The organism is Hydrogenophaga sp., assembly GCF_965657535.1.
Lineage (GTDB): Bacteria > Pseudomonadota > Gammaproteobacteria > Burkholderiales > Burkholderiaceae_C > Hydrogenophaga.
Window position 1 is genome coordinate 1 of record NZ_CBFHOP010000003.1, and the last position, 21,844, is coordinate 21,844.

23 protein-coding genes are annotated in these 21,844 nt (G+C 63.6%); 8 read left to right on the top strand and 15 right to left on the bottom strand.

Going from position 1 to position 21,844, the window contains the following annotated elements; translation table 11 throughout:
* The 3 genes from flhF to ACTG4K_RS05230 all read left to right on the top strand — a co-directional run.
* A partial coding sequence (gene flhF, locus ACTG4K_RS05220) for a flagellar biosynthesis protein FlhF (protein ID WP_439113149.1) occupies nt 1-1,181 on the top strand: 1,181 nt, incomplete at its 5' end.
* Nucleotides 1,178-2,053 (top strand): hypothetical protein, encoded by an 876-nt coding sequence (locus ACTG4K_RS05225; protein WP_439113150.1) that lies wholly within the window; start codon nt 1,178-1,180, stop codon nt 2,051-2,053. The genes flhF and ACTG4K_RS05225, both read left to right, overlap by 4 nt.
* Nucleotides 2,054-2,057: 4 nt before the next feature.
* Nucleotides 2,058-2,777 carry a sigma-70 family RNA polymerase sigma factor gene (locus ACTG4K_RS05230; RefSeq protein WP_439113151.1) on the top strand — a complete coding sequence of 240 codons (720 nt, stop codon included), beginning with the start codon at nt 2,058-2,060 and terminating at the stop codon, nt 2,775-2,777.
* Here the strand turns inward: ACTG4K_RS05230 and ACTG4K_RS05235 are convergent.
* From ACTG4K_RS05235 to ACTG4K_RS05280, 10 genes are all read right to left on the bottom strand, one after another.
* Entirely contained in the window at nt 2,763-3,197 is a 435-nt protein-coding gene (locus tag ACTG4K_RS05235) for a hypothetical protein (protein ID WP_439113152.1), read from the bottom strand. The genes ACTG4K_RS05230 and ACTG4K_RS05235 overlap by 15 nt on opposite strands.
* Nucleotides 3,198-3,199: 2 nt before the next feature.
* A complete protein-coding gene (locus tag ACTG4K_RS05240) occupies nt 3,200-3,535 on the bottom strand; it encodes a flagellar biosynthesis anti-sigma factor FlgM (protein WP_439113153.1) in 336 nt (111 codons plus the stop codon).
* Nucleotides 3,536-3,546: 11 nt separating this feature from the next.
* Nucleotides 3,547-4,209 (bottom strand): flagellar basal body P-ring formation chaperone FlgA, encoded by a 663-nt coding sequence (flgA, locus tag ACTG4K_RS05245; RefSeq protein WP_439113154.1) that lies wholly within the window; start codon nt 4,207-4,209, stop codon nt 3,547-3,549.
* 41 nt (nt 4,210-4,250) lie between these two features.
* On the bottom strand, nt 4,251-5,723 hold the full coding sequence (locus ACTG4K_RS05250; RefSeq protein ID WP_439113155.1) for a hypothetical protein: 1,473 nt from the start codon (nt 5,721-5,723) through the stop codon (nt 4,251-4,253).
* Nucleotides 5,724-5,760: 37 nt separating this feature from the next.
* Entirely contained in the window at nt 5,761-7,209 is a 1,449-nt protein-coding gene (locus ACTG4K_RS05255) for a hypothetical protein (RefSeq protein ID WP_439113156.1), read from the bottom strand.
* Nucleotides 7,206-7,517, bottom strand: a complete 312-nt coding sequence (locus ACTG4K_RS05260) for a hypothetical protein (RefSeq protein WP_439113157.1) — start codon at nt 7,515-7,517, stop codon at nt 7,206-7,208. Before ACTG4K_RS05260 ends, ACTG4K_RS05255 begins: the two co-directional genes overlap by 4 nt.
* A 44-nt stretch (nt 7,518-7,561) precedes the next feature.
* Nucleotides 7,562-8,731, bottom strand: a complete 1,170-nt coding sequence (locus ACTG4K_RS05265) for a PDZ domain-containing protein (protein ID WP_439113158.1) — start codon at nt 8,729-8,731, stop codon at nt 7,562-7,564.
* Complete coding sequence (locus ACTG4K_RS05270) at nt 8,728-9,570, bottom strand: hypothetical protein (RefSeq protein ID WP_439113159.1); 843 nt, start codon at nt 9,568-9,570, stop codon at nt 8,728-8,730. The genes ACTG4K_RS05265 and ACTG4K_RS05270 overlap by 4 nt, the downstream gene beginning before the upstream one ends.
* Complete coding sequence (locus ACTG4K_RS05275; RefSeq protein ID WP_439113160.1) at nt 9,563-10,225, bottom strand: hypothetical protein; 663 nt, start codon at nt 10,223-10,225, stop codon at nt 9,563-9,565. Before ACTG4K_RS05275 ends, ACTG4K_RS05270 begins: the two co-directional genes overlap by 8 nt.
* Nucleotides 10,226-10,940: 715 nt before the next feature.
* Nucleotides 10,941-11,375 carry a bactofilin family protein gene (locus ACTG4K_RS05280; protein WP_439113161.1) on the bottom strand — a complete coding sequence of 145 codons (435 nt, stop codon included), beginning with the start codon at nt 11,373-11,375 and terminating at the stop codon, nt 10,941-10,943.
* Here ACTG4K_RS05280 and ACTG4K_RS05285 point away from each other — a divergent pair.
* Complete coding sequence (locus ACTG4K_RS05285) at nt 11,374-11,559, top strand: hypothetical protein (protein WP_439113162.1); 186 nt, start codon at nt 11,374-11,376, stop codon at nt 11,557-11,559. The two genes, ACTG4K_RS05280 and ACTG4K_RS05285, sit on opposite strands and share 2 nt — an antisense overlap.
* Nucleotides 11,560-12,048: 489 nt before the next feature.
* On the opposite strand, the gene ACTG4K_RS05290 is transcribed toward ACTG4K_RS05285, so the two are convergent.
* Nucleotides 12,049-12,912, bottom strand: coding sequence for a response regulator (locus ACTG4K_RS05290; protein ID WP_439113163.1), 864 nt, complete (start codon nt 12,910-12,912; stop codon nt 12,049-12,051).
* A 161-nt stretch (nt 12,913-13,073) separates the two neighbouring features.
* Here ACTG4K_RS05290 and ACTG4K_RS05295 point away from each other — a divergent pair, with 161 nt between their 5' ends.
* The 3 genes from ACTG4K_RS05295 to ACTG4K_RS05305 are packed head-to-tail and all read left to right on the top strand — an operon-like array spanning nt 13,074 to nt 16,580.
* The gene (locus ACTG4K_RS05295; protein WP_439113164.1) at nt 13,074-14,495 is read left to right on the top strand and encodes an ATP-binding protein; all 1,422 of its coding nucleotides are present in this window, start codon (nt 13,074-13,076) and stop codon (nt 14,493-14,495) included.
* Nucleotides 14,492-15,949 carry a sensor histidine kinase gene (locus ACTG4K_RS05300; protein WP_439113165.1) on the top strand — a complete coding sequence of 486 codons (1,458 nt, stop codon included), beginning with the start codon at nt 14,492-14,494 and terminating at the stop codon, nt 15,947-15,949. The genes ACTG4K_RS05295 and ACTG4K_RS05300 overlap by 4 nt, the downstream gene beginning before the upstream one ends.
* A complete protein-coding gene (locus ACTG4K_RS05305; protein ID WP_439113166.1) occupies nt 15,927-16,580 on the top strand; it encodes a response regulator transcription factor in 654 nt (217 codons plus the stop codon). The genes ACTG4K_RS05300 and ACTG4K_RS05305 overlap by 23 nt, the downstream gene beginning before the upstream one ends.
* A gap of 161 nt (nt 16,581-16,741) precedes the next feature.
* Here ACTG4K_RS05305 and ACTG4K_RS05310 read toward each other — a convergent pair whose 3' ends face one another.
* Together ACTG4K_RS05310 and ACTG4K_RS05315 are read right to left on the bottom strand one after the other, a co-directional pair.
* Nucleotides 16,742-17,983 carry a flavin-dependent oxidoreductase gene (locus ACTG4K_RS05310; RefSeq protein ID WP_439113167.1) on the bottom strand — a complete coding sequence of 414 codons (1,242 nt, stop codon included), beginning with the start codon at nt 17,981-17,983 and terminating at the stop codon, nt 16,742-16,744.
* Between the two features lie 8 nt (nt 17,984-17,991).
* Nucleotides 17,992-18,924: a tripartite tricarboxylate transporter substrate binding protein gene (locus ACTG4K_RS05315; RefSeq protein WP_439113576.1), complete on the bottom strand. Its 933-nt coding sequence runs from the start codon at nt 18,922-18,924 to the stop codon at nt 17,992-17,994.
* Nucleotides 18,925-19,057: 133 nt separating this feature from the next.
* On the opposite strand from ACTG4K_RS05315, the gene ACTG4K_RS05320 reads away from it, so the two are divergent.
* Nucleotides 19,058-19,543: a MarR family winged helix-turn-helix transcriptional regulator gene (locus ACTG4K_RS05320; protein ID WP_439113168.1), complete on the top strand. Its 486-nt coding sequence runs from the start codon at nt 19,058-19,060 to the stop codon at nt 19,541-19,543.
* Nucleotides 19,544-19,971: 428 nt separating this feature from the next.
* On the opposite strand, the gene ACTG4K_RS05325 is transcribed toward ACTG4K_RS05320, so the two are convergent.
* Both ACTG4K_RS05325 and ACTG4K_RS05330 read right to left on the bottom strand, forming a co-directional pair.
* Nucleotides 19,972-21,156 (bottom strand): branched-chain amino acid ABC transporter substrate-binding protein, encoded by a 1,185-nt coding sequence (locus tag ACTG4K_RS05325; protein WP_439113169.1) that lies wholly within the window; start codon nt 21,154-21,156, stop codon nt 19,972-19,974.
* 227 nt (nt 21,157-21,383) lie between these two features.
* The gene (locus ACTG4K_RS05330; RefSeq protein ID WP_439113170.1) at nt 21,384-21,827 is read right to left on the bottom strand and encodes a DNA polymerase III subunit chi; all 444 of its coding nucleotides are present in this window, start codon (nt 21,825-21,827) and stop codon (nt 21,384-21,386) included.
* Nucleotides 21,828-21,844 lie beyond the last annotated feature (17 nt).

Consider the following 21,844-nt stretch of genomic DNA (forward strand, 5'->3'; position numbering starts at 1 on the left):
TGACGGCGCGGCCCGCTGCGCCAGCCGCAGCGCCCTGGCCGGCGGCGCCTGCTGACTTGGCGCCTGCGGCGGCTGTAGCACCTGTGGCAGCCATGGCGCCTGTGGCACCTGTGGCAGCCATGGCGCCTGTGGCAAGCGTGGCAGCCGTGGCACCTGCTGCGCCTGTGGCAGCGGTGGCGCCGGTGCCGGTGGCGCCCGAAGCGGCTGCGCCCGACCCGGCGGTGTCAAACCTGACGGTGCAAATGAGCGAGATGAAGGCACTGCTGTCGGGCCACCTGGCGGCCAACATGTGGAGTTCGCTGCAACAGGACTCGCCCGCGCGCGCGCTGCTGACACGGCGGCTGCTGAACGCGGGGCTTTCGTCGCAGGTGATTGCGCAGATGCTGAGCGACCTGCCGGCCGAAGACACGCTGGAAGCGCTGCTGGGCCATGCGCAGCGCTGGGTGCAGGCGCGGCTGGAAACGCGAGACGCGTTTGCGCTGTTTGACACGGGCGGTGTCTACGCTTTTCTGGGCCCCACCGGGGTGGGCAAAACGACCACGGTGGCCAAGATTGCGGCGCGCTGCGTGCTGCGCTATGGGCGCCAGCAGGTGGCTTTGCTGACCACCGACACCTACCGGATCGGCGCGCAGGAGCAGCTGAAGGTGTTTGCACGCATCTTGGGGCTGCCGGTGGTGTCGCTGCGCGACAGCGAAGACCTGCAGTCCAAGGTGTCGGAGCTGTCGCGCCGAAAAATCGTGTTGCTGGACACCGCCGGCGTGGGGCAACACGACACCATGATGCTGGAGCAGCTGGACATGATTCGCGAAGGCTGCGCGGACGTGCGCCGGGTGTTGGTGATGAGCGCCACAACGTCCACCCGAACGATGGACGATGTGGTGGAGGCGCACCAGAACGCGCTGGGCGTGCACAACATTGACGCGGCCATCGTGACCAAAATGGACGAGGGCATGAGCCTGGCCCCGGCCATGGACTGCGTGATGCGGCACCGCCTGCCTTTGCTGTTTCTGGCCAATGGGCAGCGGGTACCCGAAGATTTGTTCACCGCCGACGCGGCCTACCTGGCCCACCGCACCGTGAACCCGCGTGGACGCGACGCGAGCGACACCGATGTCGCCCACATTCCCGCCCTGATGGCCGACGAGATGTCGACCTGGACCGAGCACCTGAAAAAATCATGACCCCACTGCAGGACACCCCCACCGAACTTTCTGCGGCTGCAGCAGCAGCAGCCGACCCGATGGCCGATGCGCTGGAGCGCGACGCTGCGGCGCCCAGCGGTATTGCGCGCAACCAGGCCGATGGCTTGCGCACGCTGTTTGGCCAACGCGAACCGGTGGTGTTTTGTGTGGCGAGCGCGCTGTCTCCCGATGCCACGGTGGCTCTGGGCCTGGGCACCGCGCATGCGCTGCGCCGCCGGGGGCACTTGACGCTGCTGGTGGACGAGGTGCCTTTGTTTGAACGCCATTCGCTCACCACGCCGTTTCCGGTGCGTTACGACCTGGGCCAGGTGTTTGGCGGCGATGTGGCCCTGAACCGGGCGCTGCGCAAGGTGATGGACAACCTGTGGTTTGCCTCGGGCATGCGGGTGCAGGCTGCGGTGAACAGCAAGCGCGCGCGCGGCCCCTCGCTGGTGCGCATGCTGCAGGGCACAGAGCTGGATTTTGACGTGGTGGTGGTGGCGACCTGCGAGCCGTTTGGCAGCACGATGCGCTGCTACGGCAACCAGATCCACCGGGTGATGGTGGTGGGCATTGACGATGCGTCGCTGACGCGGGGCCTGTCGCATGTGCGGGAGCTGTCGATCATGAGCGGCGGGGAGCCGGTGCCGGTGATGGTGGTGGGGGGCAACGACGCGGAGGCGGCACGCGAGGCCTTCGACCGGCTGGAAGCCGGCTCGATGGATCTGATGGAACAGCCGCTGGCCTGGATGGGGTGGTTTCGCGCGGCGAGCACGAGTGTGTTTGGTGACAGCCCGGTGGACGGGGAGTTTTTGCCCATTTCGATGTACCAGCTGCTGGCCCGGCACATGGCCGAACAAACGGCGGACTGAGCGCATGGGCTTGCAGCGCGCGCGCAAGGGCGAGGCTTACGGCGCAGCCGTGGCAGACGCGCTGGTGCATGAACATGCCCCGCTGGTGCGCCGGCTGGCGCACCAGATTGCGTCGCGCATGCCGGCCTCGATTGAGCTGGACGATGTGATCCAGGAGGGCATGCTGGGCCTGCTGGATGCCGCGCGGCGCTGGCAGCCGCAACCCGATGGCGCGCCGTTTGCGGTGTATGCGCGGCTGCGCATACGCGGTGCCATTTACGACTGGCTGCGCAGCAACGATTTGTTGCCACGCCACCAGCGCGGGAAATTGCGCGCGGCACAAGACGCGATCACCGCACTGGCGCACGCGCTGGGCCGCGAACCCGAAGACGGCGAAGTGGCGCAGGCGTTGGACATGTCGCTCACGCAGTACCACACGCTGCTGGAGGGGGCGGTGTCGATCACGGTGGTGGAGCAGGTGGCGGAGTCGGACGAGCCCATGGCCGAGATGGACAGCGACCCGTTTGAACAGGCTTCGGTGCGCGAAACGCTGCAACAGCTGGAGCCTTTGCTGGCGCGGCTGGCGGTGAAGGAGCAGCAGGTGTTGGCGCTGCATTACACGGAGCATCTGAGCTACCGGGAAATTGCCCAGGTGTTGGACCTGACACCGGGGCGCATCAGCCAGCTGCACACGCAGGCGATGCTGCGCCTGCGGGCTTGGCTGGAAACGTCAGGCGCGCCGTGAGAGCTGGGAGCCCGTGACGGCGGGCACGCCGGGCGCGTAGGTGGCGAGGTCGCTGGCGGCGAGATGAAAAGCCTGCAGCGCGGCAATGCGCTGCGCGGCAGCGCGTATCAGGGCGCCACTGATGCGGTGTTCCAGGCGGATCTGCACCAGGCGGTCGAGGTTTTCTTGCCGCGAAGCTTCGGGCAGGGCTTTTACGCAGGCGGTGAAGCCGGCAACACCACCCTGCCACCGCTCGATGGGGCCAAAGCAGGCTTCAAGCTCGCTGTTGATGGCGGCGATCTGGTCCAGCTGACCGTCTTCCAGCGCTTGGCACAGGCGCTTGGAAGCCGCCTGCAGGGCCAGCAAAAGGGATTCCACCGTGTGGGTACCCGGGGGCGAGGGCTCGGGCTGGTGGGAATGGGCTGCGCCGGGGGTGTTCATGTTCAACGCTGTTGGCCCATCGCCTGCAAGGCGTCTTCCACGAGGGAGCGGGCGAGGCTTCCGTAGTCAATGTGGAATTCGCCGGCGGCGATGCGGGCCTTGAGGGTGGCGATCAGCTCGGCATCGCTGGTGCTGGATTCGCCGAGCCGTGCAGCGGTGGCCAAGCTGCCTGCCGCTGCCGCCGCAGACACCTGCACGCTGGCAGCGGGAACCGGTACCGCGCTGGGCGCAGCGGGCGCTGCGCCCGCGCGCACGGCTTCGCCGTCCGCGCGGGCAGCGGGTGCGCGGTCAATGGCGTTGGTTGGCACGCCGGTGCCTGGCAGTTGTCGGAGGTTCATGGAAAGCTCCCTTAAAGTCGTATCGCTACTTCGCCGCTGCGCACCACCTCGGCGTTGAGGGGTTTGCCGTCGACCATTTTCACTCGGATGGTGTCGCCTGTGGCGCCACTTTGCAAGGCCGTGCCTTGGCTGAGCACTTCAAAGGTGCTACCCAGTACGCGCACAGAAATTCGGTCACCTGCTTTGATGACGGTCGGCAAGCGCAATGTGTTTAGTGAAATACTGCTTTTTTCGCGCAAGGGGCGCGAGGTTTCTAGGCCCAACACCTGATCCAGCCCGGTGGCGCCCCCGGGTGGCTCCAGAAAAATGTCCACTTCAACGAGCTGCACATCGTCGGGCTGCACCACAGAACCGCTGGGCAAGGCGCGCCGCGTACGCACCACCGGGCTGTAGCGCTTGACGTTCACCATCACGTTCCAGCGCCAGGCGGGCTGCTGGCACTGCAGGCTTACGCGCAGGCGGCCGCGCCACACCGACGGCGAGGGATTGAGCAGGGCCAGGCCTTTGTCGCAACGGGGCGGGCCGGGCTGGTCTGGCGCAAAAGCCAGCTCGGTGCGCACGCCGGGAGGCAGCGCTTGCTGCTCTGCATGGGCCTGCAGAAGCGCTTGCCATGCGGGCACCTCGCGGGCATGAAGGGCACCCGGCAGGCCCAGCGCCAGCCCAGCCCAGACCAACAGCGCGCCAAGGAGCCCCCACCGTGAACAGCGCCGGGCCATCAGCACGGCCGGTTGAGTTGGTATTGCTGGCCTTCGGTGACCGCTTGGGGCACCAAGAGCGGCATCACGCGGCCGTTCACATCGGTGACCACCGCATCCCAGCCCTCGGGGCGCGGCCAATGGCTGGCTGGCGGTAGCTCAAACCGCCAGACGTCCACGGGCGCAGGCTGCTCCGAAAAGCTCTCCATGCGGCAGGGCAGTGCCAGTTGCAGCTCAAGGGCGCCAAACCGGAGCGAGAGCAGACCGGTGACATGGTGCGGCGCATCGGTGACCCAAGCTTCAAATTGCAGGGCATGGACGGCGACGGGGCCTGCGTCGGTTTCGAGCACCACCACCCGCAGCCGATCGGTGTCGGCCGGGACGCTCAAGCGCCATCCCATGGGGCTGGCGTCGATGCGGCCACCACATTGGCCCATAGCGTCGCCCGCAGCGGCCATGGCAAAGGCCGACGTCTCCCGCGCGGCGACGTCGATGCAGACGGTTCCGTCGTCGCCCGGGACGGGCTCTGCGACAGACACCCCAAGGTGCTCAAACGCGGCGCCGAGCCCACCCAGCGCGAGCAACGAGGCCGAAACGGGCGTTTGCAGGGTGACGGCGTCGATTCGGCTGCAGGGCAGGCGCAGGCCTTCGAGCAGCTGCCACACCTGCGCACTGGCGGCGCGCTGTTCGGGGCCCGGATCGAACAGGGCCAACTGGCCATGCAGGTACTGAGCTTGCGAAAGCAGGGCTGTGCGCGAGCGGGTTTCAAAACCGTAGCCCGCAGGTTGTTGGGCGAGCGCGGGCGGCTCGGCAGGCCCGTCCAAGGCCGAACGAGGCGGCCACGCACCGTCTGTGCCGTCTGTGCCGTCTGTGCCGTCTGTGCCTTCTATGCCGTCTGCGCCGGGGAGCATTTCAACGGGCAACACCGCAGCGGCCTGGGCCACTGCTGCGGTGGGCGCGAACCCAGCGGCCAGCGCTGGGTGGGGCTGGGGCGGCTGGGGCGGCACGGTCGAGGACACCGTTGCTGGTGTTGGAGTCGGTGTTGGTGCTGGAGTCGGTGTTGGCGTGGCCGCATCCAGGGGCGGGCTGCCCGTGGGGGGCGGCGTGAGCGGGGCCTGCAACGCCACAGGTGGCTGGCGGGTGCCGTATTCGGCGGCCCACATGGCCGCGAACTCGCTGCCGTCGTCCACCTCTTTTTGGTGGCGCAGTTGCTCAATGACGTCGCTGAGCCGTGCGCTCAGGGTGGCGGCGGCGGCCCGATCGCTGTCCAGGTCGGGCGCCGCGCTGGCGCCGCGCAGGCGGGTCGCCAAGCTCAGGGCGCATGTGGCGTAGTGGTGCAGCCCCAAGCTGCGCAGCAGGTCGCCCAGCGCATCGGCGGCATGGGCTGCGCCACTGGGCGCTGTCACCGACCGACCCCGAGCAAACCGCTGCACTTCACTGGTCAAGTGCTGGGCATCAATCAGAAACAACTCGTTGACTTCACCGATGGTCATGCTCTATCCCGTGTTGAAGACGTACCGATGCGCCCGCTCATGGCGAAAGGGGGCGCGCTTGCAGCAGCTGCTGCAAGCGTTTGGACAGGCTTCGAAGCTCTGCCTGTTGTCGGGCCAGCTGGTGTTGCAGTTCAAACTGCAACACCGTGAGGGTGCGGCGGGACACGAGTGTTTGCGGGCCTTCGGCGTCTCGACCTGTTTCACCTGCGGTGAAGGCATGCAACTGGCTCAACAGCGCCATGGCCGCGGTGAGGTGGCGTTCCAGAAGCTCTGCGGCGGAAAACCGCTTCTCGCTGGCGAGGCTCTCGTCCAGACCAAACGCCATGTTGATGGCGCCCTCTCGTGCATGGAGCAGCAAGCCGTCGAGTTGCTGCAGGGTCTGCGCCATCTGCATCGCGCTTTCGTTGGGCTGGTTCACAGCCCCTTCGACCATGCTTTTCACCCGGCGGTCAAAGCCAGCACTGGACTCCACGGCGCTGTCAACCGCTGTTTGGAGCTCGCGGCACACGCTGTCGAACCGGAGCGACATGTCGGACACGGCGAGCAAGGCTTTGGCGTCGGGCCGCTGGGGTGGCACCGGGCTGAGCGCGGGTGGCGCCATGGGCGCTGCGGGTGGCGCTATGGGTGGTGCGGGTGGTGGCACCGGTGGCGCTGGGCTGGGCTGGGGTGCAGGGGCGCTGCGGTCAACGAGACGCCGGATCTCATCGGGCGGCACCAGGCGCCGGTTGTCGGGTTGGCGCAGCGCCATCAAAACGAGCAGGAGCAGGCCCACAACAGCCGCTGAAACGCTCAGGTTGCGCTGCATGCCCACCGGCAAAACCTCAACGTCCTGAAGGCTGGACAGGCGCAGCTCGTCCGTCATCGACAGCACGTCCGTGCGGTGCGATTCAAAGCGGTCGATGGTTTCGATGCCGGCGCGCAGCGCAGCAGGCGCGTTGGCAACGCCCACCAGAAACGGGTCTTGCACAGCGCCCAGGCCGGTGGCGGGCCGCCGGGCCAGCAAAAAGGCCCTCAACCGCACCAGGTCGTTGGCCGATGTGGTGGAGCCGCGCAGGTTTTGAAGCAGCCGTTGCAGCTGCATTTCGGTCGACGGGACGTCCGCCATGCTACCCAGCAGCCGCGCCAGCGATGCAACCGCTTCCTGCTCGCGCTCAAAATCCGCGAAGGTTTCACGCAGCTGCTTCAACCGTTGAACTTGTGGGGTGAGCCCGAGCAAACGCACATCCTGTTCCAGACGCTGCTCCAGTTGTTCAGTCGCCTGGGCCAGGAGCGCCAAGCGGTTCGGGTGCTGCGGGTCAAGCAGCAGCGGTTGGACCAGCAGGTTGCCCGCGTTGTTGTTCAACTGGGCCATGTCCATGGCGAGTTGTTGCCGGGCGTGGCGCACTTCGCTCAGCCCGAGCGACAGCAGCAGGACGCTCAGGACAGCCGTCCAGGCCAGCAAGACAACCAGATTGAAAGGGCTTCTTTTCACTGCGAAAAATCTCATGAGGGTATGGCGTGTTCGGCCGAAGTGGCTGGCGTCGAGACGGTGGCGTATGCATCTGAAACGACAAAACCGTCCACAGCACAGACGCCAAAGGCCAACACCGGCTGCGCTGGTGCCGAGAGCACGATGGCCCAGGCCGGGTGCGGGGAGGTGTCCACCTTGTCAAGAAACGCCTGCGCCGAAAGCACCACCACCGGCCCCAGATCGGTCTGGGCCAGCATCAAAGGGGATCCCGTGGCGTCTGAGCCCGACCAGCTGACACGGTCCAGCAGACCAACCCGCGCCACCGAAGACAGGGGAAGGTTCACCGTGTCCGCCCCAATCCGCACGCGAAGGCAACGCACTTGCTGTGTCATGAGACCTCCCATTGGGAGCGCATGGCCACACCAAGCCCGACCAGGCAGGCCAAACCCGCGGCGAGCAGCCCCAAACCCAGCTCGTACAAAGCTTGCGTTTGCAATGCCTGCAAGCGCATCAGGGTGGTGCGCTGCCCGTCAGCCGCCTCCAGAAATTTCCCGTGGTACCAGCTGAGCAGCTCCTCGCTGCGGATGTAGTTTTTCCCATCGGGCGGCGCCGCCGCCAAGGCCGACAGGTTGGCGACGATTTCCTGGGTCATGGTCAGCAATCCGTCCACATAGGCTCTGCGCCATTCGGACGGGGCAGCATTGACATAGTCTGTGCGCAGCTGTTTGGCCAGGCGGCTCACGTCGGTGGGGCCGAGGTAGCGAATGTGCGCCGGCACATCAAACAGCAGACCGTGGTTGGTCATGTCAAACGCTGCGCCCTCCTCCAGATCGGCCACCGCGTTCAGCGGTGCCTCGCCGCGCTGGAACGCGATGGCAATCGATTGCTGTGGCGTTTGTGTGAGGGCTTTGTAAAGGTCCCACACGAAGTCCGCCGGCGCCTCGTTGATCCGCGTGATGCGGTCGCCCACCTGAAGGCCTGCAGCGGCGGCGGGCGAGCCCGCGAGCACCGATTGAACGGTGGTGGGTGAGGAGCGCAGCAGCTCCTCTGCGCGGGCATTTTCAAAAGCGGCAATGTTTTGGAATACGCGCACCAAGCTGTCTTGCTCGGGCGAGAGCAGCCGTTGTATGTCTTGATCCAACACAGGCGGGCTGAACAACCGGGTCTGCGCCAGCGGTGGATAGGCCTTCAGCACCGGCGGGCGCAAACGCACCTCCGCGCTGGCATGGGCCACCGAGACGAGTGCCCAGGCAGAAAACATGATCCAGACCACCACGCTCGCACACAGCAGCAGGCCGACCAAGGTCGTCCACTGCCCCGCGCTTCGAAAGACCGGTGGCCGGAGGGTTTCGCCCCGCAGTCCGTCGGCGTCAGCGCTGGGGCCCGGGCTCGCCTGAAGCTGCAGCCGTTTGCGAAACGCCTGGATCAATGGCGACGCTGAGTCCGCCACCGAAGCGCCCGAGGCGGCGGGCTTGTTCAAGCCGCGCAGGTCCACCATTTTTTCGTCCGGCCCTGTCGAACGGGACAGACCGACATAAGCCAATGCTTTTCGAATCATGTATCGGACCTCTGCGTCATTAGCGAACCATTCAGTCCGAAGTCATCGCGCATTTTTTCCAGCTCCCGGTATTGAGAATGAAGCAAAAGGGTTTCACGGCGCTCGTCCATGAGCGCGCGGGAATCGAGTAACACATCGACCCAAGGACCCGGCCGGTACATGGACACCGTCGCATCCAGGATGTGCAGGCGCTGCTGATCGAGGAACACACGGGAGGTCAGCACGGGGTGGTCGTGGCCGTCAAACAGGCTCAACTCGTCAAATGTCGAGCGCGACAATTTGAACGTCCGGCAGGTCACCCGCAAAGGCCGGCCAAAGCAGGTGAAGTCGACCACGTAGTGCGCCGCAGCGGCATCAAGCACCAAAACCGGCCCCGGTTCAACACCCACCATCTGGTGCCAATCGCGGTCAGCCTGCTGCACCAGCAACGACTTCTTGGGCAAGGCGCGCAGGCTCTGGTAAATCTCGTGCACCACGTGCGGCAGACGCATCTCTGATGCCGACTGCCGCAACAACTGGGCGGTGGACTCCACGCGCGCCTTGGTCAACTCGGCCTGCGCACGCGTGTGTTCCAACCGCTCGCGCAGCGACGCTTGGAGGCGGCTGTATTTCTCCAGGCTTTCCAAGGTCTTCGCGAGCGCCGCCGCCGACGGGGCATCTGAAACCTGGGCCGGCTCATCGATGCGCTCACCGGTCGGCGCGCCAGGCCCCGCCACCCGGTGGCGGCGCCGGCGAATCCGGCTCACGCCGATCAATACAACGATACAAATCAGCGTTGCCAGAATCCAGGCCACCTGGTAGCCCGGTCGGAGCGGAAAGTCGAGAAACCAATCAAGCATGGGGCACCTCCACCGGCGAGGGCCACCGTTGGCCTTGCAGCCAGCCCCTCAGGTGTTCAGCCAAGTCAGGCGCGTTGGGCGCGTCAAGTCCAAGCGACAGGTGCTCATTCAGCGCGGCCAGCAGCAGCTCACAGGCTGCTGCCTCCATGGCGAGTGCCTCCCGGTTCAGCACCACCGTGACGGGCAGGGCTGGCGGAATAACCAGCGACACAAACTCCAGGCTCGCCGCACAGCCGGCGGCGCGCGTCCAAGACACACTGCCCGGGGGATAAACGCCCTGCAACCCCAGGGGATGGGACGTGACCGCAACACGGGAGAGAAGGCGCCGGGCGATCCGCGCCGTGCCCAGGCGCAGCAGCACATCGCTGACCTGCGCGGACAATCCGGCGCCGCGTCCGTACGGCAGCGCGTCCTGGCCCATAAACGGAAACAAGGCCAACAGGCGTTGCTGGCTCAACACGTCGGTGCGCGCGGCAGCACTGAGCAGCAGCGTGCCGGCCACGCCAACGCCCACCAAGGCACTGGCGCCCAGGCATTCGCGCCGCAGACGCTCCAGGTTGTCGACCAGCGGCACGTCGCCAAGAACCAGCTCATGGAGCGCGCAAGGCAAACGGTCCACCGCCTGAAGCAAGCCTTGCGACACAGGGTCAGGCATGTTGGAGAACGTGATCAAAACGCATGGGTTCAAGCTGCTTCACTTTCAGCGCAGGGCGCGCACACAGGATGTGCCCACGCCTCGGAGCCGGCTTGGGCACGAAGCATCCTCACCGCCAAACTGGATACATACCGCCATAGCACTTTAAAGTAAAAAATGCGATTTTACTATTTTTCATGATTTAAAGCGTGTCACCACTGCAGAGAAAGTGCCGCCCTGCAGCCGGTTTGAAACGGGATCAGCATCAACAGCCGACACCCTGAACGCCCATACAGCGTGCAGCTGCACAGCGGCGCCACCAATGTGCCCAGCACATCCCGGGGTCGCTGCGCGTTTCGCACCACCGCGCCACCAACGGGGCGGCAAGCCCCCAGCGACAAGGGCTGGATAGACCTGGCTCAGCAGCGCGCAGACCGACAGGGCCCGCCACACCGCCAAGGCCCGGGAAGGGAGACTTCATGCCCATGCAGAGGGCCTGCGCGGCGGAAGGCCTTAGAGCGAAACGGGTGGAAATAGAGCCCCAGGTCGCCGTGCTTTTGAGGACGGTTGCCGTTGCCACAGCCGGAAAAACAGGGGCTAAGTGAGACTTTTCTCCATCCGCTGCAGCCGATGCGCTTTTGCCACGCTGGCGCATGGGCACGAACCCGCCACCGGTGAAGCGATCAAGCGGTGAACCGATGCCTGAAAAACACGGCTCACGGAGGCATGGGGCCCGTTATTCGCTGCCCAAGACCCTGGATATGTCGGGCAAGCTGGTGAGTTCGGGCTTCACATCCAGCGGCTTGGCGGCTGCGCGTGCGGCCTCAGAAACGACCAGCAGCTCCGTCGGGCTGACCTGCCCGACGATGGTTCCACCGCGTGCAATTTCAATTTTTCCGTAGATGGCGGAACCGTGGACCTGGCCCGTGCTGCGAATAATCAAATGCTCTTTGGCCTCGATGCTGTCGTGCGTCGAGCCGTGAATGTCTGCAATGCGCACCACCACCTTACCGACCACGTTGCCCTCAGGCCCCACCACCAACTCGTCCGCCTCCAACTCACCCTTGAGCCAACCATTGATGGTTGCCTTGCCCGGCACACTCAGGGAACCGGTCATGGTCACACCCTCGCCGATGAGGATATTCCCGCTTTTCTCGATGTCTTGGGTCATGCTGCTGTGCAAAAAATGGGAGGAACTTACAGGGCTTGGTCACCAGCGCGGACGCTGCGGCACACCGGTTGGGCGCTGCGTGGCGCGGTACGGTGCGCAAATCACCATGTTTGAAGATTATGTCACTTTAACATTAAAAATGATTTCAAACAATAATTTGTTCCAGCCCGCTTGGCCGGTTTGAGGCGCTGGCGCCAGGACGCAGCCCTCAGGCGCCCTGCCCTTGCGGTCCGGCTGGGGCTGGAGCTACACCTTCACCGTCCGGCGGCAGGGCCACACAGCGACCGCCCTCAGAAGGGTTGCGCCACCCTGGTTTCGGGCTTGAAGTGTGGTGTTAGCCAACCGTTCCGCGGCTGGGAAAATGCAAGATGGGGGCCTTGGTCTGCTTCAGAAGGGTGCCGAACGGCGCAGCACCGCCGCAGTGGCACGCGACCATGAGCAACGCATGGACCAGGCCTGCCGGGAAACCGACCGCAGCAGGCGCCTGGGAGCCTGCCGGGGGTGAGGGTTCAGGCCAAAGAAGCCCACGAGCCCAGGCACCTGCCACCGCCAAATACCCCATTGCATCGGGTGCACACTCGTGTGCGGCTGGTGTGCGGCTGTTGTGCGGCTGGCCGCCTTGCAAGCAGGCCTTGATGCCAATGGTTTTTTTTAACGCGCTCGCTCGGGCGGATTACAGTTCGGGTTGAACCTGTTTCGGCACCGCCGGCGCGCTGATGACATGGCGCGTGGACAGCGCGGTCACAAAACCCTGCAGCCAATTGGGATCGACCGGTTTGCTCAAGACAATGGTGTGTTCGGGCAGGCCGCCCCGGCGTTCAATGTCCAACTCAGACATCCCGGTGATGGCCACCATCACCACCTTTTCAAATGTCGAGTTGCCGCGCAGCGTGCGCAGCAACGCAAAACCATCCACACCCGGCATATTGAGGTCGGTCATGAGCACGTCGGGTCGCAGGTTTTGCATGTCCATCAAAGCTTCCAGGCCCGAAGCCATGAACGTGCAATCAATGGACAATTTCCAACGACCGATCAACTCACCCATCATCTCGCGGGTCGGGGCGTCGTCGTCGATCACAACCATGCGCATGACCGGGTTATTGGCCATCAGCGCAGACGCCTTGACGCCGTACAGCGCCTGGTAGGCCCGTATGGAGGCGATGGATATGCGGCGATGCCCACCCGTGGTTTTCCAGGCTTCGAGCTCGCCTTTTTCCACCATGGACTGGATTTTTCCAACAGACAAGGCCAACAAACGGCTGGCGTAAAAAGTCCCGCAATAGCCGGCTGTTGAGTGGTTCAAAGTTTTGTCTGGCATATGCGCAAACTTTTTGACTTCCTTGTCAACCTGGAAACCACCGTTTTTGGTGTTGGAGTTTTCGCGGGGATCTGATGGCATAGGGCTGGGTGAATATAGAGATAGGGTAAGGCCATCTGATGATCGAACAAATGGCATCGGCGAAAACAAAAAACCGTGTAAGTTGCTCACCTTTCTCAATTTTTTATGGAAAAAACTGCTCGACGGTGACTTGAGCAATCGGTCGCCGCCAAAAATTTTCAGAATGATTTTTAGTTTTCACCATGCTGGGCCGGCGAGCTTATTTTATTCATGCAATGCAGTGAGTGAACTGATCCAAAGTACAGTTGTTACCTCTTGGGGCTGTAATGGCCTCTTCGATGTTATAAATAACAGATCTGATGATTGATAGCCTGACCGCGTTTCTGCTGGCGGCACTGCTGTTCGCCGTGCTTTCGATGATGCTCGCGCTGATCACAGCCGGGCAGCGCAATGTGGCGGTCGCTTGGTGGTGCATGGGCAGTGTGTTCGCTGCGCTGGGCATCGTCTTGGTTGGGGTGCATCCCTGGATACCCCGATGGCTCAGCTTCACGACCGCCAGCGCCAGCTTGGTGGCGGGGTATATGTTTTGGGCCCAGTCGTTGCGGTCGGTGCAGGGCCGGCCTTGGGCGTTGCGCCGGATCGTTGGTTCAATTGTGCTGTTCGCCCTGTGTTACGGCATGCTTTACAGTGAGTTTCAACCCAAGATGAGCGCCATGGCGGTGCGCGCTTCCTTGGGTTTTTTGTCGCTCTTCATTGCGTTGCAGGCCTGGCGGCTGTCGCACGCCTTGACCAGCCACAACGCTACGGCCATCGGCGTGTGTTACGGGATCATGGGCTTGGGTCTTTGGGCACAGACGCTGTCCATTGCTTTTCGGCATGCAGACCACGTCCCCAATTTGTTTGACGACACCTGGTACGCCAACGGCATCGCACTGGTCGCGCTGGTCATCGCCGTGGGTGGGCACTTGTGTTTCGCCGGCATGGTGCTGGATGCATCGAAGCACGAGCGGCTGCGAGCGGCCCGGGAACAGGCAGCGGCCGAGGAGACAGCCCGGCTCGAAGCGCTCTTGCAACTGCACGACCGGCAAACCCGCATGGTGCTGGTTTCGGGATCGCTTGCGCACGAACTGAGCCAACCCCTGACCGCCGCGCTGCTGCAGGCACAGGTGGCGCAGCGCCACCTGCGCAGCGGCGTGGTCCAACACGGGCTGATGGTCGAGCTGCTGGAACGCATGTTGGTGGGCCTGCAACGAACCAGCGCCATCCTGGACCGCATCCGATCGGCCACCCAGGCCAGCGACCAGCCACACGCACATCAGCGGCTGGACCTGCGCACCGTGGTTCGGACCTCGTCGGACATGCTGCAGGCGTATTGGGCCTCGCTGGGCGTGCGGGTCAAGGTCTCCATGGGCAGCGTCCCCCTGATGTGCAACGGCGACGAGGTGGCGCTTTCGCAGGTGCTCATGAATTTGCTGCGCAACGCCACGCAAGCGGTGGAGCGGGGTGAGCAGCGTCTGTTGCATGTGCACGGGCGGGCCGAAGGGAACCAGGTTCATGTCGTGGTGCGGGACCATGGCGCCGGTGTGGCGGACGAGGTACTTGAGGGCTGGGGCGCGCCGTTCATCAGCACCCGCAAGCACTACGCCGGCCTGGGGTTGGGCCTGGCCATTTCCCTGGCCATTGTTCGGCAGCACCGGGGTAGTCTGAGCTTGCGCAACCACCCCGAGGGCGGGACGGAGGCTGTGCTCAGCTTGCCCGGTGCACCCGAGGTGCCCGCATGATCGGTACCGACCTGGACGCGCGCACCCTGATGCTGATCGCCGGTGCCATGTATGTGCTGCTCCCGCTGGGGGTGTGGTTCGTCCTGGGTTTTCCGTGGAAGCGATCCCCCATTTTGTGGTGCGCAGGAAGCATGTTCGGCGGCGTGGGCATTGTGCTGATGGGGCTGCGTGGCCGGGTGGGCGACGAACTCAGCTATGTCCTGGGTCAGCCGCTGATCTTGCTTGGCATTTTGCTGGTCACGCAAAGTTTGCGACCCGCCAGTGAGCGCCCACCGGTGTGGTGGCGCATGGGCTTGGTGTGCATCAGTTACGCCGTCCTGTTGTGGTGGCTGCTTTCTGTGGCGTCGCCGCAGGTGCTGGGCGTGCTGCTGCGGGCGATAAATCTGATCCCGATGCTTGTTTTGGTCGCGGCAGCCTGGCGCATTGGCCAAACCGAGGTGAGCCGCAACGCACAGTTCATTGCCGGCTCTTTTTTTGTGCAGTCGTTGGCCATCGCTGCGAACATGGTCAACGCCGGCTTGGGCTCCCCTGACATCCATACGCTGGCCGGTAGCGCGGTCATCGTGTTGTCCAGTCTGACGTTCCTCGTGATGGCGCTTGTCGCGTCCATGGGCTACCTCGGACTGTCGCTGGAGCGCGCCTTGCGGCACGAGGTGCAACAGGCGCAAACGCTGGCACGCGCGCAGCAGTGGCGCGCGCGCCACGACGGCCTCGTCGCGCTGGACCGCGAACGGCTGCTGGGTGTGCTGTCCGAGTCGCTGGGCCAGGAAATTCGACAACCCCTCACGGCCGCGTTGCTGCATGTTCAGCATGGGCAGCGCATGCTTCGGGCCGAAACACCCCCGGCCGAATACCTCATACCTGGCATGGACCGGGTGATCCACAACATCCGTCGGGCTGAACACACCATCGACCGCACCCGCCACCTGATGGCGCCGGTCGCAGTGGCGTCGGTGCCTGTGGCTGTTTCGGTGCTGTTGCAGGACGCGGCCCAATTGATTCGCCTGAAAGCGATCAGCCGCAACGTGAACCTGCACTTCCCGGCACCCGACACGCGGGCCTGGGTCGAGGGCGATGCGCTTCAGCTGACGCAGGCTGTGTTGCAGGTGATTCTCAATGCCATTGCCGCCGTGGCGGATGAAGCGCTGCGTGAGGTGCACGTGGCTTTGGAGGTGACCGATCGGCTGGTGCGTCTGCAGATCACCGACACCGGGCCTGGGTTTGCGCCGTCTCTGCTGGAGCGCACCCCGGGCAGCTTCCAAGGGGACCCGATGTCGCTGGGAGGCATCGGCCTCTACGTGGTGCAGAGCATCCTTGATCAACATCGGGGCGGGCTCGTGCTGAACAATCAAACCCACGGCGGTGCGGAGGTGACACTCTCCATGCCTCGCATTTTTCCGGCTGACGCTGCTACCGACGAAAAGACCCAACTTGCATACCCCACCATTCAATGACCCCCCAGCCACCACGCAGCACGGACGTGTGATCGTGATCGACGACGATCCAGACATTCTGGATGCGTTTCGCAGTTTGCTGTCTTACGAAGGCCATGCCTGTGAGACCTATTCAGGGCCGCAGGCGTTTCTGGACGCCACCGAGTCGGGCGCATCGCCCACTGTCCCGCTGACCTGCGTGGTGTGCGATGTCAACATGCCGGACATGACGGGTCTGGAGCTTCAAGTGCGGCTGCAACAGCTGCCCGATCTGGGTTTTATCCTGATGAGCGGGTCCAGTGGTGCGTTGGAGGCGGTCACGGCGTTCAGAGCGGGCGCGGTGGATTTTTTGCTCAAACCCATTGATGCAGACCAGCTGATGGCTGCCGTCGAACGGTCGCTGGCACGCAGCCTGCGGCGCCAACAAGCAGCTCAGCGCCGTGCTGAAGCCAGCGCGCTGCTGAGCAGCTTGACCGCTCGCGAAGCCGAGGTGGCCCGCCTGGTGGCGGCAGGCCTGACCGGTGTGGGCATTTCTCTGCAATTGGACATTTCGCTGAGCACCGTCAAGTTTCACCGCCAGCGCATCATCGAAAAACTGGGCATTTCGGGAACGCCCGAACTCGTTCGCCTGCTGCACGCAGCCGACGATTGAGCCGGCCCCGAGCAGACTTGAGCGCGCACCACACCGGGAGAATCGGTGCCCATGTGTGCCTTTGGCTGCTTTCGCCCCAAACTTGGCGAGCGCCGCAGGCGCGAACCGTTCCCCGTTGGGTGGCGGTGGTGGCGTTTGAGTGCACGCCGGGAGCGAAGCCTTCAACGAGGTGACGCTAACGCAAACCCAGCGACCTGTTTGTAGCGGTCGGAAATCGCTTGAAGCTGATCCCGGCTGATCAGGTCATCGATGTTGTCAAAAGGCTGTCCGCCGCTCAACTCGTCGGCCTTCATGATGATGGCGTCGGGGGGTTGCGTTCGGTTGGTCTGCACCACGTTGGCGGTGGCGGGCAGTCGCTTTCCCTCGTAAAGCGCAAGGGCTTGCAGCTCGTCCGGGTGCTGGGCCAGCAGATCCGCCAGGGTGCGTGCATCGAGCAACGCCTGAGCGGACCCGTTCGAGCCCCTGGGGTACATCGGATGTGCGGCGTCGCCCATGAGCGTCACACGACCATGCGTCCATCGCGGCAAAGCATCTTTGTCCACCATGGGATATTCGAATATGTGCTGCGCGCCCCGAATGAGCTCGGGTACGTCCAGCCAGTCGTAGCGCCAATCGGCAAACGTGGGCAAAAAATCGTCCAGATCGCCGGGCTGATTCCAGTCGTTCATCTTGGCGTCTGGGCGCCTGATTTCTGCGACCCAGTTGATCAGCTGGTTGCCTTGGCCATCCACGTTGTCCACGATGGGGTAAATCACCATCTTGCCGGTGTCGATGGAGCCGATGCGGATGTAGCTCTTGCCCGTCAAAATAGGCTTGTGCACAGAGACGCCGCGCCAGGTGTTGATGCCCGCGAAGCACACCGCGTCGCTGGGGAACAGCTGGCGACGTATCGCGGAGTTCACCCCGTCACAGGCCACCACCAGGCGCGCTCTCACGGGCTGGACGGGCTCGCCATCCCCGATGGGCCGGAAATGGAGCGTCACGCCACTGGCATCCTGCTCGAAGTGGGTGCAACGGTGCTGGGTATGCACATGCTCCACCCCCAATCGCTCACAGGCGGCCCGGTACAGGATCTGGTGAAGCTTGCCGCGGTGAATGCCCAGTTCGGGGACTTCGTAGCCCGCGTGGCGACCGCGGGGTTCGCTGTAGATGAACTGTCCGTGGCGGTTAAAAAACACGCTTTCCAGGTTCTCGATCGCCACGGCCTCCAATGCCGGTTGCAAACCCAGTTCGGTCAGTTCTTGCATGGCATGGGGCAACAACGTGATGCCCACGCCAATTTCTTGAACTTCAGGAACGGCTTCAAAGACTTCGCACGTTATCCCCCGTTTGTGAAGGGCCAGCGCCAAGCTGAGGCCTGCAATGCCGCCACCCACGATCGCGATTGGATCTTTGTCACGCATGGCGTTGCTCACTCCGCCTTGATGTTTTGTACGCGAATCAGCTCGGCCCAGCGCTGGGCGTCCTGGCGAACCAGTTCGGCAAACGCCTGCGGTGTGCTGTAGCTGGGGTCCATCCCTTGGGTCTGGAAGGCCTTTTTGACGGCTTCGCTGGCGAGGATCTCCTTGAGCTCGGCGTTCAACCGGTTCACCAGTTCGGTGGGCGTGTCTTTGGGGGCAAAGATGCCGTACCACATGTCAACGTTGACATTGCCCGCACGGGCTTCGGCCAAGGTGGGAACCGCCGGCAGCAGGGGGTGCCGCTTGTCGCTGCCAATGCCCAAGGCCACCAGTCTGCCGGCCTGGATCTGGGGCAAGGCGACGTGTATGGGCAGGAACATGGCGTCGACCTGCCCACCGATCAGCTCTCCCACGGCGGGTCCTGTTCCGCGGTACGGGATGTGCGTCAGAAACACGCCAGCGGTGTTCTTGAACAACTCCATGGACAGGTGGTGTGGTGTGCCGACGCCTGGAGAGGCGTAGTTCAACTTGCCGGGCGATTTTTTGGCTGCCGCAACCAGGTCGGTTGCTGTCTTGAAGCCGGTGCGCGGATGGGTGACCAGCAGCAACTGACCCCAGCTGGTGCGGGCAACAGGTACCAGATCTCTCACGGGGTCGAACGGCAGGCTGGCGTAGAGGCTGCGGTTCATGACCAAGGTGTTCACGCTGACGAGCAGGGTTGACCCGTCCGCAGCCGCGCGCACCACACCTTCTGTTCCGATGTTGCCGGAGGCACCAGGGCGGTTGTCGACCACCACCGGGCGGCCCAGGCGCTCAGCCAGCTGAGGTCCCACGGTGCGCGCGATCAGATCGATCCCGGTGCCGGGCGTGAAAGGAACAATCAAACGGATCGGTCCGGTGTTGGGGGCTTGGGCCGCGACCGGGAGTGTTGCGGACACGCCCATGACCAACCCGGTCACCAAAAGCCAGCGCCGTGCTTTGACGGGAAATTCATACATCATTTGTCTCCTAAGATTGTTAGCATGCCAACAATTTTGATCCAGATCAACCAGCACTTCTATCCATACAATCCCTAGCATGGAGACACCCGACCGGCCCTTGTTCGAGCCACTGCAGCCGATGTATGCCCGCCCGGGTTTTTTGCTCCGAAGAGCGCACCAAATATCGGCTGCCGTTTTTGAGTCCCACTGCGCGGCGCTGGGTTTGACGCAGGCACAGTACGGAACGATGACGGTGCTGGCCAATGCGCCCGGTCTTGACCAGACGCGACTGGCCAGAGCGCTGGCTTTTGACAAAGTCACCGTGTTGCGCGTCATCCGAGGCCTGAGTGATCGCGGTCTGGTGCGCCGCGCCACATCCGCACAAAGCCGGCGCCAGTTGGCGTTGGAGCTGACCGATGAGGGCTGGACGGTGCTGCGTTCGGCGCAATCGCTAGCCGGCGCCGCGTACCAACAACTGACGGGCCCGTTGGATGCGAAAGAAACCAAAGAGCTTGTGCGCTTGCTTCAAAAGCTGAACAGCGGCCTCGCCAACAGCGCGCGGGCACCCTTCCAGCCTTTGTAGGCTTGTGGCGCCGTGCCGCCGTGCCGCAGTTGTTCACCGCCTGCGCTGCCGAGCCGACAGAAACGTGTCTTCCGCCCAAACGGTGACCAGGTCGAACGTGTCCGTCGTTTGGTGACACCAGCGTTTTGGTGGCTGCCCCACCCCCTGCTGAACGCCGATACGCCACCAGGACCTTTGCCGGCAACCGGTGAGCACGCCCGAGGCAATGCCGATGGGTTGGGTGCGGCAGATGACATGCTTGCGCCAAGGCCCGACAACCGCCCGCCATGGCGCCCACCACCGAGACCCCATACCTTTATGCAAGCAAGATGGACCCATGAAGCGGGATGCGTGCAATCGGTCTGCGCAAAGCAAAAAACCACCTTTCGGTGGTTTTTTGCAGGTGGTCAGAGCCCGAAAGCTCTGGCGGTAACTTGCGGGCCGCGCAATCAGCGAATGACGGCCAAGGTGGTGCGTGCACCGGCCTTGTAGGTCATCAGCGTCAAAGCACCGTTCTTGATGTCGCCTTTTTCGTCAAAAGCGATGTTACCGGTCACGCCTTTGTAGTCCGTGGCTTTGAGGGCCGGCAGGTACATGGCTGGGTTGGACGAGTTGGCGGTCACCATAGCGTTGGCCATGACTTTCACAGCGTCATACACGTAGGGTGCGTACACCTGCACTTCAGCGCCGAACTTGGCTTTGAAGTCTTCACGGAACTTGTCCATGCCGGCTTTTTGCTCGCCTTCAACGCCACCGGCTTCCGCGCAATACACCTGGTCGTCGGCCATGCCGTCGCCGGCCAGCTTGGGCAGCTCGCTGGAGCAGATGCCGTCGCCGCCCATGAACTTGGCGTTGATGCCGAGTGCCTTCATTTGCTTGAGCATAGGGCCGGCCACAGCGTCCATACCGCCGAAGAACACAACGTCAGGCTTCTTGGCACGCAGCGTGGTCAGGATGGCGTTGAAGTCAGAGGCTTTGTCGTTGGTGAATTCACGACCCACCACGGTGCCGCCAGCTGCGATCACGCCTTTTTCGAACTCGTCAGCCACGCCTTGGCCGTAAGCGGTACGGTCGTCGATCACGGCAACGGTTTTCGCGCTCAAGGTTTCCACGGCGTATTTGCCCAGCGTGCCGCCCAGGTGCACGTCGTCCGCCACCATGCGGAACACACCGGCGTAACCCTGGCGGGTGTACTTGGGGTTGGTTGCCGATGGGGAGATCTGGGGAATACCAGCGTCGTTGTAGATCTGCGAAGCGGGAATGGTGGTGCCCGAGTTCAGGTGACCGATCACGCCTGCAACTTTGGCGTCCACCAGCTTGGTGGCGGCGGCGGTGCCTTGCTTGGGATCGCCAGCGTCGTCTTCGGCCAGCAGTTCAAACGTGGTGGGCTTGCCGTCGATGGTCAGGCCAGCAGCGTTCAGCTCTTCGATGGCCATCTTGGCGCCGTTTTCGTTGTCCTTGCCGAGGTGAGCAATGCCACCGCTGGTGGGACCGACGTGACCAATCTTGATGACTTGGGCTTCAACGGCGGCAGGTGCCGCAGCGGGAGCAGCAGGTGCAGCCTCTTCTTTTTTGCCGCAAGCGGCCAGAGCGACAGCCGCTGCGATCACGGCCAGTTTCATGTTCAGGTGCATAGTTATCCTCGGAAAGGAATGAGAGTTGGAATGCGGAGGGAACTTTTTTCTCCACACGCATAAAGATACTCTAAAAAAACGCGATATTGCGCGAGCAAACATGAACTGCTTAGAAGTTCAAGGGTTTGCCCCCAGCCCGATCACACCAAAGAATGTGGCATTAGCACTGAGCATACAGTGCAGGCACGGCCCGGCGAACACCAGCAAAGGGACCTGCCGGACGGCCATCAGTCTTGAGGCGCCAGTTGCAGGTCGTGCCGCACCGGTTCAATACCGCGCTGCTTGTAGGCACGCCAACGCTCGCGGGCCTGCAAGCGGTCGCCTTCGTCTTGCGTGACCACCTCGATGACGCGTCCAAAGCGCTCATAGCCGGGCGGCACGCTGGCACACAGGTTGACCAGAACCGTGGTTGCGGCGCCCTCCAAGCTTTCGGGTAGCTCGCTGTACAGCTGAACGGGCGAGCGCTGGAGCACCATTGGTGTATCGCCTTCGCGACCGTGCGGAATGAATTCGCCCTGGGCAAAGGTCCACAACGCGGCGTCCAGCGAAGCCAGGGCCTGGGCATCGGTACGCACCACCAGCCGCGCACCTTTCAGATAGCCCTTGCGCAGCAAGCGACAAGCGTAGGACTGCTTGTCGGGCGCGTTGAAATGAAAAGCCACCTCGGTCATGTTGGATGTACCTGACT

Bases quoted from the DNA above. Each gene is read 5' to 3' on its own strand.
- ACTG4K_RS05225 (WP_439113150.1), top strand. From the start codon at position 1,178: ATGACCCCACTGCAGGACACCCCCACCGAACTTTCTGCGGCTGCAGCA.
- ACTG4K_RS05230 (WP_439113151.1), top strand. From the start codon at position 2,058: ATGGGCTTGCAGCGCGCGCGCAAGGGCGAGGCTTACGGCGCAGCCGTG.
- ACTG4K_RS05235 (WP_439113152.1), bottom strand. From the start codon at position 3,197: ATGAACACCCCCGGCGCAGCCCATTCCCACCAGCCCGAGCCCTCGCCC.
- ACTG4K_RS05240 (WP_439113153.1), bottom strand. From the start codon at position 3,535: ATGAACCTCCGACAACTGCCAGGCACCGGCGTGCCAACCAACGCCATT.
- ACTG4K_RS05250 (WP_439113155.1), bottom strand. From the start codon at position 5,723: ATGACCATCGGTGAAGTCAACGAGTTGTTTCTGATTGATGCCCAGCAC.
- ACTG4K_RS05255 (WP_439113156.1), bottom strand. From the start codon at position 7,209: ATGAGATTTTTCGCAGTGAAAAGAAGCCCTTTCAATCTGGTTGTCTTG.
- ACTG4K_RS05265 (WP_439113158.1), bottom strand. From the start codon at position 8,731: ATGATTCGAAAAGCATTGGCTTATGTCGGTCTGTCCCGTTCGACAGGG.
- ACTG4K_RS05270 (WP_439113159.1), bottom strand. From the start codon at position 9,570: ATGCTTGATTGGTTTCTCGACTTTCCGCTCCGACCGGGCTACCAGGTG.
- ACTG4K_RS05275 (WP_439113160.1), bottom strand. From the start codon at position 10,225: ATGCCTGACCCTGTGTCGCAAGGCTTGCTTCAGGCGGTGGACCGTTTG.
- ACTG4K_RS05285 (WP_439113162.1), top strand. From the start codon at position 11,374: ATGCTGCTGTGCAAAAAATGGGAGGAACTTACAGGGCTTGGTCACCAG.
- ACTG4K_RS05280 (WP_439113161.1), bottom strand. From the start codon at position 11,375: ATGACCCAAGACATCGAGAAAAGCGGGAATATCCTCATCGGCGAGGGT.
- ACTG4K_RS05295 (WP_439113164.1), top strand. From the start codon at position 13,074: ATGATTGATAGCCTGACCGCGTTTCTGCTGGCGGCACTGCTGTTCGCC.
- ACTG4K_RS05300 (WP_439113165.1), top strand. From the start codon at position 14,492: ATGATCGGTACCGACCTGGACGCGCGCACCCTGATGCTGATCGCCGGT.
- ACTG4K_RS05310 (WP_439113167.1), bottom strand. From the start codon at position 17,983: ATGCGTGACAAAGATCCAATCGCGATCGTGGGTGGCGGCATTGCAGGC.
- ACTG4K_RS05315 (WP_439113576.1), bottom strand. From the start codon at position 18,924: ATGGGCGTGTCCGCAACACTCCCGGTCGCGGCCCAAGCCCCCAACACC.
- ACTG4K_RS05320 (WP_439113168.1), top strand. From the start codon at position 19,058: ATGGAGACACCCGACCGGCCCTTGTTCGAGCCACTGCAGCCGATGTAT.
- ACTG4K_RS05325 (WP_439113169.1), bottom strand. From the start codon at position 21,156: ATGCACCTGAACATGAAACTGGCCGTGATCGCAGCGGCTGTCGCTCTG.
- ACTG4K_RS05330 (WP_439113170.1), bottom strand. From the start codon at position 21,827: ATGACCGAGGTGGCTTTTCATTTCAACGCGCCCGACAAGCAGTCCTAC.